Annotated in this window: 17 protein-coding genes; 6 read left to right on the top strand and 11 right to left on the bottom strand. The window is 59.2% G+C overall.

The window, feature by feature from the left end; all coding sequences use genetic code 11:
* The 5 genes from ACR0NM_RS01180 to ACR0NM_RS01160 form a co-directional block, all read right to left on the bottom strand.
* Entirely contained in the window at window positions 1–1,095 is a 1,095-nt protein-coding gene (locus ACR0NM_RS01180; protein ID WP_480612837.1) for a FliM/FliN family flagellar motor C-terminal domain-containing protein, read from the bottom strand.
* Between the two features lie 77 nt (window positions 1,096–1,172).
* A complete protein-coding gene (locus ACR0NM_RS01175) occupies window positions 1,173–3,854 on the bottom strand; it encodes an ATP-binding protein (RefSeq protein ID WP_170397168.1) in 2,682 nt (893 codons plus the stop codon).
* Window positions 3,842–4,162 (bottom strand): hypothetical protein, encoded by a 321-nt coding sequence (locus ACR0NM_RS01170; protein ID WP_170397170.1) that lies wholly within the window; start codon window positions 4,160–4,162, stop codon window positions 3,842–3,844. Before ACR0NM_RS01170 ends, ACR0NM_RS01175 begins: the two co-directional genes overlap by 13 nt.
* The gene (locus ACR0NM_RS01165; RefSeq protein ID WP_170511295.1) at window positions 4,159–4,539 is read right to left on the bottom strand and encodes a response regulator; all 381 of its coding nucleotides are present in this window, start codon (window positions 4,537–4,539) and stop codon (window positions 4,159–4,161) included. Before ACR0NM_RS01165 ends, ACR0NM_RS01170 begins: the two co-directional genes overlap by 4 nt.
* Window positions 4,540–4,617: 78 nt before the next feature.
* Complete coding sequence (locus ACR0NM_RS01160) at window positions 4,618–5,913, bottom strand: short-chain fatty acyl-CoA regulator family protein (protein WP_480612835.1); 1,296 nt, start codon at window positions 5,911–5,913, stop codon at window positions 4,618–4,620.
* 176 nt (window positions 5,914–6,089) lie between these two features.
* Between ACR0NM_RS01160 and ACR0NM_RS01155 the strand changes: the two genes are divergently transcribed.
* The 4 genes from ACR0NM_RS01155 (at window position 6,090) to aat (ending at window position 9,310) form a co-directional block, all read left to right on the top strand.
* The gene (locus ACR0NM_RS01155; RefSeq protein ID WP_170799917.1) at window positions 6,090–6,626 is read left to right on the top strand and encodes a LuxR C-terminal-related transcriptional regulator; all 537 of its coding nucleotides are present in this window, start codon (window positions 6,090–6,092) and stop codon (window positions 6,624–6,626) included.
* A 149-nt stretch (window positions 6,627–6,775) separates the two neighbouring features.
* The gene (gene accB / locus ACR0NM_RS01150) at window positions 6,776–7,270 is read left to right on the top strand and encodes an acetyl-CoA carboxylase biotin carboxyl carrier protein (protein ID WP_170397178.1); all 495 of its coding nucleotides are present in this window, start codon (window positions 6,776–6,778) and stop codon (window positions 7,268–7,270) included.
* Between the two features lie 9 nt (window positions 7,271–7,279).
* Window positions 7,280–8,626, top strand: coding sequence for an acetyl-CoA carboxylase biotin carboxylase subunit (gene accC / locus ACR0NM_RS01145; RefSeq protein WP_170397180.1), 1,347 nt, complete (start codon window positions 7,280–7,282; stop codon window positions 8,624–8,626).
* Between the two features lie 51 nt (window positions 8,627–8,677).
* Window positions 8,678–9,310: a leucyl/phenylalanyl-tRNA--protein transferase gene (gene aat / locus ACR0NM_RS01140; RefSeq protein ID WP_170404159.1), complete on the top strand. Its 633-nt coding sequence runs from the start codon at window positions 8,678–8,680 to the stop codon at window positions 9,308–9,310.
* Here aat and ACR0NM_RS01135 read toward each other — a convergent pair.
* The 6 genes from ACR0NM_RS01135 to ACR0NM_RS01110 form a co-directional block, all read right to left on the bottom strand.
* Entirely contained in the window at window positions 9,274–9,633 is a 360-nt protein-coding gene (locus ACR0NM_RS01135; protein ID WP_170397184.1) for a DUF2155 domain-containing protein, read from the bottom strand. The genes aat and ACR0NM_RS01135 overlap by 37 nt on opposite strands.
* Window positions 9,630–10,082 carry an outer membrane lipid asymmetry maintenance protein MlaD gene (gene mlaD / locus ACR0NM_RS01130; protein WP_170466091.1) on the bottom strand — a complete coding sequence of 151 codons (453 nt, stop codon included), beginning with the start codon at window positions 10,080–10,082 and terminating at the stop codon, window positions 9,630–9,632. The genes ACR0NM_RS01135 and mlaD overlap by 4 nt, the downstream gene beginning before the upstream one ends.
* 10 nt (window positions 10,083–10,092) lie before the next feature.
* Window positions 10,093–10,476: an NADH:ubiquinone oxidoreductase subunit NDUFA12 gene (locus ACR0NM_RS01125; protein WP_480612833.1), complete on the bottom strand. Its 384-nt coding sequence runs from the start codon at window positions 10,474–10,476 to the stop codon at window positions 10,093–10,095.
* A gap of 79 nt (window positions 10,477–10,555) precedes the next feature.
* On the bottom strand, window positions 10,556–10,918 hold the full coding sequence (locus ACR0NM_RS01120; RefSeq protein ID WP_480612831.1) for a RidA family protein: 363 nt from the start codon (window positions 10,916–10,918) through the stop codon (window positions 10,556–10,558).
* A gap of 62 nt (window positions 10,919–10,980) precedes the next feature.
* Complete coding sequence (gene clpX / locus ACR0NM_RS01115; protein WP_170397188.1) at window positions 10,981–12,246, bottom strand: ATP-dependent Clp protease ATP-binding subunit ClpX; 1,266 nt, start codon at window positions 12,244–12,246, stop codon at window positions 10,981–10,983.
* A 136-nt stretch (window positions 12,247–12,382) separates the two neighbouring features.
* Window positions 12,383–13,015 carry an ATP-dependent Clp protease proteolytic subunit gene (locus ACR0NM_RS01110; protein ID WP_170564807.1) on the bottom strand — a complete coding sequence of 211 codons (633 nt, stop codon included), beginning with the start codon at window positions 13,013–13,015 and terminating at the stop codon, window positions 12,383–12,385.
* A gap of 309 nt (window positions 13,016–13,324) precedes the next feature.
* Here ACR0NM_RS01110 and ACR0NM_RS01105 point away from each other — a divergent pair, with 309 nt between their 5' ends.
* Both ACR0NM_RS01105 and ACR0NM_RS01100 read left to right on the top strand, forming a co-directional pair.
* Window positions 13,325–13,666: an ArsR/SmtB family transcription factor gene (locus tag ACR0NM_RS01105; protein ID WP_170397190.1), complete on the top strand. Its 342-nt coding sequence runs from the start codon at window positions 13,325–13,327 to the stop codon at window positions 13,664–13,666.
* 99 nt (window positions 13,667–13,765) lie between these two features.
* Window positions 13,766–13,903 carry an entericidin A/B family lipoprotein gene (locus tag ACR0NM_RS01100; protein WP_010443271.1) on the top strand — a complete coding sequence of 46 codons (138 nt, stop codon included), beginning with the start codon at window positions 13,766–13,768 and terminating at the stop codon, window positions 13,901–13,903.
* The last annotated feature ends 140 nt before the right edge of the window (window positions 13,904–14,043 follow it).

The raw sequence follows: 14,043 nt of genomic DNA, 5'->3' as shown, positions 1-14,043 counted from the left end.
TTAATCGCGGCCATTGCCTTCGGGCGCTGGTAGACCGGCGAGGTGCGAGATTTCCGTGACACGCTGTTCGGAACTGGCAGGCAACAAGTCGTCGGGTTCCAGGAGGGAATCCTCGGTCGTCAGATCATGCGCTACAATATCGTCATCAAGCGGGGACGACATCTCGTCATCCGGGGCCGAGGGCGTCAAGCTTGATTTGCTGGCCAGAAATCCGGCGCAGTCCTTGGCGGGCAACGCAGTAGGAGGGCCTTGTTCGTTGATCCGTACCGCACGCATTCCGCCGCACTGTCCCAGACGTCCGATGGCGGTTCGGGCACGATCGATTGACAGAACTTCAACCCCATCCACCCGCGCGCCTTGCAGCGACAGGACATCCCCGACGGACAATTCCGAAAGCGCTGTCAACGGCAAAGACAGGCGGCAGATCACGGTGTTCAGCTCAGCCCGAATTACCCCGGATGCCTGATCCAGATTCACCCCCGATTGGGTGATATCCGCAACCTGTTCCTGATCCGAGAGCGGGCGCTCGGGCAGCAGGATACAGACCTCGCCCTGACGTGGACCACCGGCAAGTTCGACCGTCAGATCAAACATGCGATAGACCTCATCCACCAGCGCCAGGTTCAGTGCGCGCCGACCTTCGGCGCGTGAGGTGAACTCATACCCGGACAGGCTGGCCATGTCTGCCGGGGACTCAACCAGTTTCAGCGCCCTGCTCAGCATATCCTCGATCAGAGGGGCGACCATGGCAGCGTCGGTGTCGGTAAACGCACGCTCGGGTGGTGGGTCAGAGGTGACCATGGCAATCGTTTGCTGCTGGACGATGGCAGAGACGCAACCCGGGTCCAGACAGGCCGCAGCCAGGCCGCCCTGATCCGAGGTAAACAGCAGCATCAACCACCCCTCATTCAGCCGGTCGGCGACATCTTCCTGCGAACGTACGGCCTGCTTTGCCCCGATGACCGACAGCGCCAGCCCCATGCTTTCGCCGGAGGCGCGTGCCAACCCCAGCCGCAAGGCGCGCAGGACCGAGCGGGGCGTGTCGGCACCGCATTGCCCCGCTGAAAGCTTTCGTGCCAGTGCTGATGTGGTCATGGCCCCGTTCCGCCGTTTGTCGATGCGATGACAATTTGTCTAACCCGGCGGAGGTTACGAATGTCTTTATGACGCCCTCATTGCGCGGCCTGACGAAAAGCCAGCGGAAGGCTGACGCGGAAGGCCGCCCCTCCCTGCCCCGGCAGATAGGCAACTTCGCCGCCCAGGCGCTGCATAATCTCTCGGCAGATCGCCAGCCCCAACCCTGCCCCGCCTGCCTTGTCCGAGCCGACGCGGGCAAATTTCTCGAATACCATCGATTGCGCCTCGGCCGGGATACCACCGCCGTTGTCGATGAAATCGATTACCACCTGCCCGCCGACATCATGGGCCGAGATGGTCAGCACCGGTTCAATGGCGTCGCAATATTTCTGGGCGTTGGAAATCAGGTTGATGAACACCTGCCCCAGCCGGTCGAGATCCGTGTGCAGCGGGATACGTTCACTTGCGCGCACCCGCCGTACGCCAATCTTTCGATCACTGCCCGCCAGCGCGCTTGAAACGGCGCGGTCCAGAACTTCGCTTAGGGTGGCTTCGCCCATGTTCAGGCTAACCTGGCCGCTTTCCAGCACGCTAAGGTCGAGCAGATCATCCAGTAGCCGGGTCAGACGCAGCGATTCATCATGTATGATCGCAGCATAACGGATTTGTTCCTCGGCACTGAGGCCATCGGTGTCGCGCATAATTTCAGAAAACGCCCGAATCGAGGTCATGGGCGTGCGCAATTCGTGGCTGACCTGGCTAAGAAACGCGTCTTTCTGTTTCGAGACTTGCGTAAGCTTGGCATTCGCCTCGCGCAACTGCCGCGCTGTGCGGCTGAGCTCAGTCGATTTCGCCTCAAGTTGGCTGGAATATTCCAACATCTGCGCGGACTCGTCGGCAACGGCCAACAGGTCTTCGACAGACACAGACGCCCCGCCAACGATCTGACCGATCATCGCATGGGCGGTTGCGGCCCCGACCGAGCCGCTGAGTTCGCGTTCCAGCCGTTCCAGAAACTGCGGCGTAGGCTCGGGCAGTCGTCCGGGGCGACCATTCTGGCGCTCGGCTTCGGCTTGAAAGAACTCTTGCGCGGGAATAGTGCCCAGAATCCGCTGGGTCATGATCATCAGGTCTTCGCTTTGCGCCACCGAACCGGTCCAGCCACGGGCTGAAACCGAATGGTCAAATACGTTTACGAATTGCGCACCCTGAAGGCGTTCCAGCGGGCTGGGGAAGCTGAGCATCGAGGCGACGCAGAAGGCGATTGTATTCAGCGACAGCGACCACATGACCGTATGCACCATCGGGTCGATCCCTTCGATCCCGAACAACGCCTGTGGGCGCAGCCAGCCCCAGCCGAAGGGTCCGTTTTCAATCACCGATGCCGGGACAATGCCGCCACCCATGCCAGGCAGCAGCAGTGTGTAAATCCAGAGAAAGAACCCGACGCTGAGCCCGACCAACGCCCCAGTTCGGGTCGCGCCGCGCCAAAACAGGCCGCCCACCAGTGCGGGCAGAATCTGGGAAATCCCGGCAAAGGCCACCAGCCCGATCGAGGTCAGGGCAGCCCCGCCCCCCGAAAGCTGGAAGTAGAAATAGCCCAACGCCATGATCGCCGCGATCGAGACGCGCCGCGCCATCAGCACGACTGTTCGCACATCACCAGAGACCGACGCGGTGCCTTCCTGCGTATTCAGCCAGATCGGCATGACCACATGGTTCGAGACCATGGTTGACAGCGCCATCGCGGTAACGATCACCATTGATGTGGCCGACGAAAACCCGCCGATGAACGACAGCATCGCCAACCAGTCATTGCCCTGCGACAGCGGCACGGTCAGCACAAACAAGTCGGGGTTCGAGCCTTCGGGCATCAGGTCCAACCCAACGACGGCGATGGGCACGACAAACAAGCTCATCAGCAGCAGGTAGAGCGGAAAGGCCCAGGCGGCGGTGCGCAGGTGGCTCTCATCGTCATTCTCGACCACCATGACCTGAAACATCCGCGGCAAGCAGACAAAGGCCGCCGCCGAAAGGAAAATGAAAGTGGTCCAGCGCCCGGCATCCACATGCCATTGGCCAATTTCCGAGGCATCGATCTGATCCATCATCGGCCCCAAGCCGCCAGCGACGCCCCAGACAACAAAGATGCCAACGGCCAGAAGGGCGAAGAGTTTCACCACAGATTCCAACGCAATAGCGGTAACAACGCCGTGGTGGCGCTCATTGGCATCCAGATTGCGCGTCCCGAAGAGGATCGCGAAGACGGCCAAGCCCGCCGCGACCCAGAACACACTGGAGCCTTCGCGATAGAGACCTGAGGGATCGGCCTCGGCAAAGATCGAAAAGGACAGTGTGATCGACTGCAATTGCAGCGCGATATAAGGCGTGCCGCCCAACACCGCCAGAATGGTCACGCAGACCGCCAGTGTGTTGGACTTGCCGTATCGTGACGAGATCAGGTCAGCGATCGACGTCACGCGCTGGCTGCGTCCGATGCGCACGAGTTTGCGCAGGCCCCACCACCAGCTGATCATCACCAGTGTAGGACCCAGATAGATGGTTACGAATTCAAGCCCAGAACGCGCGGCGTTGCCAACCGCGCCATAAAACGTCCATGCAGTGCAATAGATCGACAGTGACAGGGTGTAGATCAGCGGGGAACGCAACCATTTCCCGCCGCCACGCGCAGCCAGCCTGTCCGCTGCGAAGGCGACGCCGAACAGAAGAACCACATAGCCCAGACAGACCAGAATCAGGACATTCAGGGTTGCCATGTCTCGGCCTCGGGCTCGGCAGTCTCGCGCGCGGTCATGCGTTTGGCGACGAAGCCGAAGATCACGCTGATCAGGATCAGAACACCCCAGCACGCAAAGATGTAGAACATGGCCGTCGACAGCGACAGAGCCTCGGCGCCTGCGCTGTCATCCGGCCATAGAAGCGGCAGCGCGAGCATTGCGGCACCCAGAAAAGGCAGCAGCCGCGCTGCATCCGCCAGCCTGCGCCGACGATAGCTTTGCCGTTCCAGAAACAGGGACGGACGAACTGGCGAGGGCCGATCTTTGCCGTCGCCCGCGGAGCTCATAACTGAGACGCCTGCGCATGCAGGTCGCGCACCGCTGTCAGGACTTCGGTATTCGAAAACGGCTTGGTCATGAATCGGCTGACCCCTGCCTGCTCGGCCATTTCACGATCGCGGGATTGCCCGCGCGCGGTCAGCATCAAAACCGGCAACGCCTTCATTTCATCATGTTCGCGCAGATCGCGCAGTACATCCATCCCGCTTTTTCCCGGCAACATCACATCCAGAATCACCAGATTGGGCCGCGCGGACAGAATCACCTGCACCGCATCCGTTCCCTCGGCATGGGTTTCAACCTGCCACCCCTCGCGTGTCAGCAGAAACCGGATCGCCTCGGTGATGTTGGGCTCATCCTCGATCAACAGAACCTTGCGGCTCATATTTGCATATCCTCCCCATGACGGATTGCACGTCCGGCCACCCGTCCAGCCCAGATTAAGCGCTGCGTCACGAAACTGTCAAAACCCTTCGCTCAGGATCGATGGCTCGCGCCGCGCGCTGCATTCGCGTTTCGGGCATATCCGACAACTGGCTCCGGCTTGCGCCGCGTTTTCCGCAGGCTGCACCGTGTCTTCGACCGGCAGCACCAGCATGACCGATCGGTAGACCGGCTCGGCCCCGAATTCCTTAGCTGGCTGAGGGGTTGCGATTGCAAAACACTCAAACTCGGCAGCGGTTCGACCAAGCTGAACGACCCGTTTCCGGATCGGGACCAAGGGCCGATTCAAGGCGGTGAACAAGGGCCAGAGCGGACAGGCCTCGCCATGGCGCGGCAGAGCAAACCCCGGCGCGGGTTTAAAAAACAGAACGCTGCCGGAGGCGTCGCAAATCACCAAGCCAGCCGGACGCGCCAGCGTGCCTTCAGGCAGAAAGGCCAACCGTCGCAATACCGTAGCAAGATCCACTGAAAACAACGTCGCCAACGCCAGCGGATCGGGGTTTGCTGCATCCAGCGCGGCACACACCTGATCCAGCGGCATAGCGCGCGCGTCGGCGGCATAAAGGTCCAGCAACCCCGAGGCCACAGTGTTGGCTGCAGCGGAATCGAGCCCATCCAGCGGCACTTCGGTCAATTGCCCACCGGCTTCGAGTTCCGGGAAATGATATCCTTGCTCGGCAAAAAACGCCTCGACCGCGTCCAGTGGGATACCGCGCAGATCGCGCTGCCCGTCGCTGTCATCCAGATAGGTCACCAGCGCTTTGGAACTTTCGGCCAGTCGCTCGGCATCCTGATGCAGGTTGCGATGGAAACGGTCGCGCCATTCCGGTTCGATCTCTCCCGGTTCAGCCAAGATTGCAGCTGTTGAGCGGATGGCGGCGGCGGTCGACAGCACCTCGTGCATTGAGGCCGCCAGATGCGGGTCATGGGTCAGTCGGTCGGAAAGAACTTCGACAGTGCGCTCCAGCGACACTACGCGGCGATGCATCTGCGCCAGAACACCCGACCAACCGGGAAAGCGGCCGGCGAATTCTTCCAGCCCGTCCACCTCGGCCTTTTGACCGACTGCATCCGCCGCGGCTTCGCGCAGAGCGGCGATGAGCGTCTCTTCGATCCCTTGAGTCAGCAGCGACGGCTCGACGGACAAAGCCGCCGCGATATCGACAAGCAGTTTGCCCCCAATGCGGCGGCGGTTGTGCTCGATCAGGTTCAGATACGATGCCGAAATCCCCACCTGCCGCGCCAGTTCCGCCTGTCGCAGCCCAGAGATTTGCCGTCTTTCGCGTATCCGGCTGCCGGTCAGCGTGTCGCGCATGGCGTTTAGATCCTTGGCTGTTGCGGCTGGATTTGCAGATTAACTAAGTATTTATTATATGTTGCTGACTAATTTTCAAAGAAGATTTACAACTTTGACAACAGCAACAGAAAGAAACCCGCCCTTTCCTGCCGCCCACCCTTCTCTTTCGACGCAATACCCGTCACCATAAGAACATGAGCGATCCCGCCTTTGAATACGCCCCCATCGGCCTTGTTGAGCTTGAGAACCGCATCATCCGACGGTGCAATCTGCAATTTGCGCGGACCTTTGGCGGGGATGAGATTGACTATCGCAACATGCCCCTGCTGCATCTTTATCCTTCGGTCGCCGATTGGGAACGGATCGGCGCGCGTAGTCTGCAGGTGATGCGCGATACAGGCTATTACACAGACGAACGGGTGATGCGGCGACGCGACGGTGACCTGTTCTGGTGCCGCGCGCGGGGGCGTTCGCTGACGCCAGACGATCCGTTCCGGCACGGGATATGGAGCTTTTCGGACATCTCGGAAGAGCGCCCCTTGGTGCAATTGACAACCCGCGAACGCGAAGTGGCCATCCTGTCATGCCGGGGTTTATCCGCGAAGGAAATTGGCGTTGAACTTGGGCTAAGTTACCGCACGATCGAGGCCTATCGCGCCCGCCTTTTGGAAAAATACGGAGCCCGCAAGCTACCAGAACTGGTCGCAAAATTGTCTGGAACGCCGCTGTAATCGCGACAGCCCTCGTAATTCGCGCAAAAACCCCCATTTGGCAGGCTTAGACGGCGCTTTTCATGGCCGTCTGCATGGCTTATAACCCTGCGTAATCAAACCAAGCCCGCAGCAAACAGACGGGCATAGGGGAACCTTCGAGGACACTCATGACAGATACCAAACACGAAGCGGATGTCGCGTTTATCAAGGCACTGGCCGAACTGCTGCGCGAGAATGACCTGACCGAATTGCAGGTCAAGCGCGAATATGGCGAGGAAGACAGCCTGAATGTCCGTGTCAGCCGCATGTCGCAGACCGTGGCCGCTCCGGTTCAGGTTGCGGTTCCTGCGGCTGCACCGGTTGCCGCACCTGCTGCCGCGCCGGCCGCTGCCGAAGCGCCCGCTGCCGTGGATGATCCCGCCAGCCATCCAGGCGCTGTGACCTCGCCCATGGTAGGCACGGTTTACATGCAACCGGAACCGGGCGCGCCTGCGTTTATCTCGGTCGGTGCATCGGTCTCGGAAGGTGACACGCTATTGATTGTCGAAGCCATGAAGACAATGAACCACATCCACGCACCCAAGTCGGGCACCATCAAACGCATTCTGGTCGGCGATGGTGATGCTGTGGAATTCGGCACGCCTCTGGTCATCGTTGAGTAAGGCGGGCCCATGTTCGACAAAATCCTGATTGCCAACCGAGGCGAGATCGCCCTGCGTGTGATCCGTGCTGCGCGCGAGATGGGGATCAAGACGGTTGCCGTGCACTCCACCGCCGACAGCGATGCGATGCATGTGCGCATGGCGGACGAATCGGTCTGCATCGGCCCCCCGCCCAGCCCGCAAAGCTATCTGTCCGTGCCCGCGATCATCTCGGCCTGTGAAATCACCGGCGCGCAGGCGATCCATCCCGGCTATGGCTTCCTGTCCGAGAATGCCGAGTTCGTGCAGATCGTCGAAGATCACGGCATTACCTTCATCGGACCCACCGCCGAGCATATTCGTGTCATGGGTGACAAGATCACCGCCAAGGACACGATGAAGGAACTGGGTGTACCTTGCGTTCCCGGTTCGGACGGCGGCGTTCCCACGCTGGCCGACGCCAAGCGTATCGGCGAGGAATTCGGCTATCCCGTGATCATCAAGGCCACCGCCGGCGGCGGCGGTCGCGGCATGAAGGTGGCACAAAACGCCGATGAGATGGAAAGCGCCTTCATGACCGCACGCGCCGAGGGCAAGGCCGCCTTTGGCAATGATGAGGTCTATATCGAGAAATATCTGACCACCCCCCGCCATATCGAGATTCAGGTCTTCGGCGATGGCAAGGGAAAGGCAGTGCATTTGGGCGAACGCGACTGTTCGCTGCAGCGCCGCCACCAGAAGGTGTTCGAAGAAGCCCCCGGCCCCAGCATCACGCCGGAAGAACGCGCCAAGATCGGTAAGATCTGCGCCGATGCGGTCGCCAAGATCAACTATATCGGCGCAGGCACCATCGAGTTCCTTTATGAAAACGGCGAGTTCTATTTCATCGAGATGAACACGCGTCTACAAGTGGAACACCCCGTGACCGAAGGTATCTTCGGCGTCGATCTGGTGCGCGAACAAATCCGCGTCGCCGCTGGTGAGGACATGTCGTTCGGTCAGGACGATCTTGAGATCAACGGCCACGCCATCGAGGTTCGCATCAACGCGGAAAAACTGCCGAACTTCTCGCCCTGCCCGGGCAAGATTACGGCCTATCACGCGCCAGGTGGTCTGGGCGTGCGGATGGATTCCGCGCTCTATGACGGCTATTCGATTCCGCCGTATTACGACTCGTTGATCGCCAAACTGATCGTTCAGGGCCGTGACCGGGCTGAAGCTTTGGCCCGTCTGGAACGTGCTTTGGGCGAGTTGATCGTCGACGGTATCGACACCACCGTGCCGCTGTTCCACGCGCTGCTGCAGGAACCTGACCTGCACAGCGGCGAGTACAACATCCACTGGCTGGAGCACTGGCTTGCGGAGAACATGGCCTAATCTGACCAAAGGGCCGAAGGACAACCCCCCTTCGGCCCCGAGGCACCCGGCATGAGCCTTTCCCCTGAACTTCTGCTCCATGGCTATTCCATCGGCATTTTTCCGATGGCTGAGCATCGCGACGACCCCGAGTTGTTCTGGGTCGACCCGAAGTTTCGCGGCGTGTTCCCTCTGGATGGGTTCCACATCTCCCGCAGCCTAGCGCGGCGTATCCGGACCTGTGGGTTTTCGGTAAGCATCAATCGCGATTTTGCGGGCGTCGTGGATGGCTGCGCCGACCGATCGGATACCTGGATCAATCCCGAACTGCGCCATCTGTATCAGGAACTACACCGGACCGGCCGCGCGCATTCCCTCGAAGTCTGGGACGGCGCTTCACTGATTGGCGGCGTTTACGGCGTAGTCCTCGGCGCGGCCTTTTTTGGCGAAAGCATGTTCTCGCGTCGCACGGACGCATCGAAGATTGCACTTGCCTATCTGGTGGATCGACTGCGCCAAACCGGGTTCACGCTGTTCGATACGCAGTTTCTGACGGCGCATCTGGCCTCGTTGGGCGCGATCGAGATCCCGCGTGCGGTTTATCATAGCGAATTGAAACAAGCGCTTGACCTGAAAGCAGATTTCACCGCTGATCTGCAGCAAACCCCTCAGGGTGTGATACAACGTATCACCCAGACATCGTAGCGGGCGTGATCCAACGCGTTCAGCGCGGGTGAGGTCGCAATCATCCAGCCATCAAACAGCTGCTGCGCCTTGCCCTGTTCCCAGATAGTCAAATAGGCAAAGGCGTCACCTGTCGGGTTTTCGGCTGGATAGCGACAATCACCCAGCGCGACATCCAGACCAAAGACCGACGTGGTCTCGCCGTTCTGCATTTCGATGTCCACCGTCTGCCCGCTGACCTTGTCCAACCCGCGCAACATTGCGCCGGGGCCGGATTCGACCTTTTGCTGCGCAGCAGCTCCGGTTGCGGTGACTATCAGAGCCACCAGTGCAGCGCGGATCATTCGCTTCCGTCCCCGGCCACGAATTTGACCAGCAACGAGATCAGGCTGACCGCGCCTTGCGTATCGGTAATCTCATCACCCGCCTCAAAATAGAACGGGGAACCGCCCGGCATAACCTCAACAAAGTTGCCACCCAGCAAGCCTTCGGAAGAAATCACAGCGGCGCTATCGTCTGGAATAAGAATACCATCTGCCACGGAAAATCGGGTGTCCGCGCGGTACGTATCAGAGTTTAGCGTAACGCCAGTCACTGTCCCGATCTTGACCCCGGCAAGGCGTACATCCGTGCCAACGCCCACACCTTCGAGCGAGCGGAAAGACGCGCCCAGCTCGTATCCTGCGCCGGATTGAGACAGGCCTGTGGATTGGCTGGCGTAAACACCGAACGCAATGGCGCAGGCCAGCACGGCACCGCCGACGATAACTTCGGTCTTCGTATGATTAGACATCTGGCCTCGCTTATTCCGGGCTCCACGCCTCGTAATCGCTGCGTTCAATCGGATCGGCACGACGCAGCGAACCGGCAGGTGCATAGGCCAGCGCAGTGCCGGTCAGGTTTTCCTGATGCGGTTTTTCCCAGGACTTGTGCGCCAGTGGTTTGTCGGTTGGCGGCTCATCCCAGGTGCGGTGCAGCCAGCCATGCCAATCGGGGTCGATCCGGCTGGCCTCGGCCTCGCCATTGAAGATCACCCAGCGCTTGCTGTCGTCGGCGTTGCGATAGAACACGTTGCCTTCGTCGTCTTCACCGACCTTGATCCCTTTGCGCGCAGTGTAAAACTGCGTGTTCAGAGTGGCCCCGTTCCACCAGGTCACGGCCCGCAAAAGACTGTTCAGGATACCCATCGGCTGCCTCCGGCATTTCTGTTCCCGCAGATATGGACCAAAGGCGCGCCAAGGTCCAGTGCCGCCAGCACTGCCTGCGTCATTCCGGCAAGATCGCAGTGACTTCGATCTCGATCCGGTATTTCGGATCGATCAAGCCACATTCGATCATTGTCGCTACCGGAGGGTTCGCACCAAAGGTTTCAGAAAGAACGGGCCAACAAGGTTCAAACTCGGTTCGATCCGGCAGCATATAAGTGATGCGCACGACATCAGAGAATGAAGCACCCGCCTCGGCCAGCGCGTTCTCGATGATAGACAGCGCCGAGCGGCATTGCTCCACGACCGTTTCACCTTGCCCAACAGTTCCCGCAACATGAACCCAACCACCCGCGACAACCGCGCGGCAATAGCCAACCTTGGCTTCAAACTCACCACCCGAAGAGATACGTCTTACTGTCATCGTGTCCTCAAACGAAAACGGCGCGGGCATTGCCGCGCCGTGTGTGCATCAATCTATGCGGTTCAACCCGCCGAAGCCGATTCCGCCGCGTCTGCGTAGATGATCAAAGGCTGAGAATCCGACGTCACAGCCTCTTCGTTGACCACAACTTCGGTCACGTTCTTCATGCCCGGCAGTTCGAACATTGTATCCAGCAGGATGTCTTCCAGGATAGAACGCAGACCACGTGCACCGGTTTTACGCTCGATCGCTTTCTTGGCGATCGCCTTCAGCGCATCATCGGTAAAGGCCAGTTCCGCATCTTCCAACTCAAACAACCGCTGGTATTGCTTGACCAGAGCGTTCTTCGGGCTGGTCAGGATGGTGACCAAAGCGTCTTCGTCCAGATCTTCCAGCGTCGCCAGAACCGGCAGTCGGCCGACGAATTCGGGGATCAGGCCAAATTTCAGCAGGTCTTCGGGTTCCAGATCCTTGAAGATCTCGCCCACGCCGCGCTCGTCATTGTCACGCACGTCGGCACCAAAGCCCATGGCCGAGCCTTTGCCACGCTGTGCAATGATCTTGTCTAGTCCGGCGAATGCGCCACCACAGATGAACAGGATGTTGGTGGTATCCACCTGCAGGAATTCCTGCTGCGGATGTTTGCGCCCACCCTGCGGAGGAACGCTGGCCACGGTGCCTTCCATCAGTTTCAGCAGGGCCTGCTGAACGCCCTCGCCCGATACGTCGCGGGTGATCGAAGGGTTTTCAGACTTGCGGGTGATCTTATCGACCTCGTCAATATAGACGATGCCGCGCTGTGCGCGTTCGACATTGTACTCGCTGGCCTGCAGCAGTTTGAGGATGATGTTTTCAACATCTTCACCCACATAACCGGCTTCGGTAAGCGTGGTTGCGTCCGCCATCGTAAACGGCACGTCAAGAATCCGCGCCAGCGTTTGCGCCAGCAGGGTTTTGCCGCAGCCGGTGGGGCCAATCAGCAAGATGTTGGATTTTGCCAGTTCTATATCGCTGCCCGCTTTCTGGGCATGATTGAGACGCTTATAGTGGTTATGTACCGCAACCGACAGCACCCGCTTGGCGGTGGCCTGACCGATCACATAGTCATCCAGCACTTCGCAGATATCCTTGGGTGTTGGCACACCGTCCGAGGATTTCAGACCGCTGGCCTTGGTTTCCTCGCGAATGATATCCATGCACAGCTCGACACACTCATCGCAGATGAACACGGTCGGGCCTGCGATCAGCTTACGCACCTCATGCTGGCTTTTGCCGCAAAAGCTGCAATAGAGCGTGTTCTTGCCGTCACCGCCTGAATTCGTCGCCATGCTTTACCCCTCGGGCTCCGTCTCAGCGGCCCCTCTCAAGGGCCGCGCTTGCCGTATATGCCTGCAGCTTAGGCCAGCGTTCTGGCAGCTACAATCTCAAAATCATCCCTCACGCCGGACGCGCGCGGATTTGAACCTAGGCCTCTTCACCATCCATCTTGGCGCGGTTCTCGACGATCTCGTCGATATGGCCCCAATCCTTGGCCTCTTCCGGGCTCATGAAATTGTCACGATCCAGCGCCTTTTCAACTGCCTTTTTGGTCTGCCCGGTATGGCGCACATAGATGTCATACAGGCGATCTTTCAGCTTTTGCGTCTCGGCCGCGTGGATCATGATGTCGCTCGCCTGGCCCTGATAACCGCCGCTGGGCTGGTGCACCATGATCCGGCTGTTAGGCAGCGAAAAGCGCATTCCCTTCTCGCCCCCGGCCAGCAGAACCGACCCCATCGACGCCGCCTGACCGATCACCAATGTGGAACATTTCGGCTTGATATACTGCATTGTGTCGTAAATCGACAAACCACTGGTGACCACGCCACCGGGAGAGTTGATGTAGATCGAGATTTCCTTGTTCGGATTTTCCGCCTCAAGGTGCAGCAGCTGAGCGACCACCAAATGGCTCATACCGTCATGGATGGGGCCGTTGATGAAAATGATCCGCTCTTTCAGAAGGCGCGAGAAGATGTCGTATGCGCGCTCGCCCCGGCTGGTCTGCTCGACGACCATGGGGACGAGTGTGTTCATATATGTATCAACTGGATCGAACATTCGGAACCTGCCTGTTTTGCGATGGATCGGGACATTACCCGAAGAGTAGTTACCCGAGTCTTAGTGCCGCCACAGGGGGGCTGCAAGGGGGGCCGAACGTTCCCACGAATTCCGCCTACCTGTACGACCCGAATGCACACGCCGCTACAGGTCGGTTGACGGATTGCGCGGAAACGTGCTGGTTACATCACGCTATTTTGATCCATGCATATGGAAATACATGCCTGGAAATTGTACCAAGAGTTCTCGCTGCGGATGCGGCGCCGGTCAGGCGTCGGGATTCGGCGGCAATAACGAGGGAATACGATCATGGCTTTTCCGCAAATGACCGAGGATATGTCACCCGGCGACCTTGACCGGATGGTTGAAAACGCAACGCGCGCGTCGAACTTTCTGAAAGCCATAAGCCACGAAGGGCGTTTGATGATCCTGTGTCACCTCGTCTCGGGCGAGAAATCCGTTACTGAACTGGAACAATTGCTATCGGCCCGCCAAGCCGCCGTTTCTCAGCAACTGTCGCGGCTCAGACTTGAGGGGCTGGTTGTTCCTCGTCGCGAAGGCAAGGCGATATACTACCGGCTGGCAGATGATCGACCAGCCCGAATACTGGAAGTGGTGTACGAACTGTTTTGCGCTCAGGATGCGACCTGAGCCTAGTTTTTAGCCCTTCGAAATCGGCCATGCAAAACCTGTAGCTATGGCCCGGGAAAGCTGCTAGTCAATTCGAAACAAGCACTTATGGAGCAACCTATGATCCGCGCAATTCTGATTGGCCTGGCCCTGTTCACCTTGACCGCCTGTGAAACCGCAAAGGGCGCTGGCAAAGATATCGAAAACGCCGGAGATGCCATCCAGAACGCGGCCGAGGACGTGCAGGAAAACATCTGATCGTGACGGGATGTTGCGTTCAGGCAACGCTTACCCGCAATATGTAGTTGCCACACCAATCCAACCCGAGTAGTGTGCCGGTACAGGTGCATAGACGCGGCATTGCATTTCTGACACTTTGACGGGGTTCTTTTGCGCAA

Source organism: Ruegeria sp. AF2 (assembly GCF_056542025.1).
Note: the sequence above shows the minus strand (reverse complement) of the source record. Positions and strands in the feature narration are given on the sequence as shown.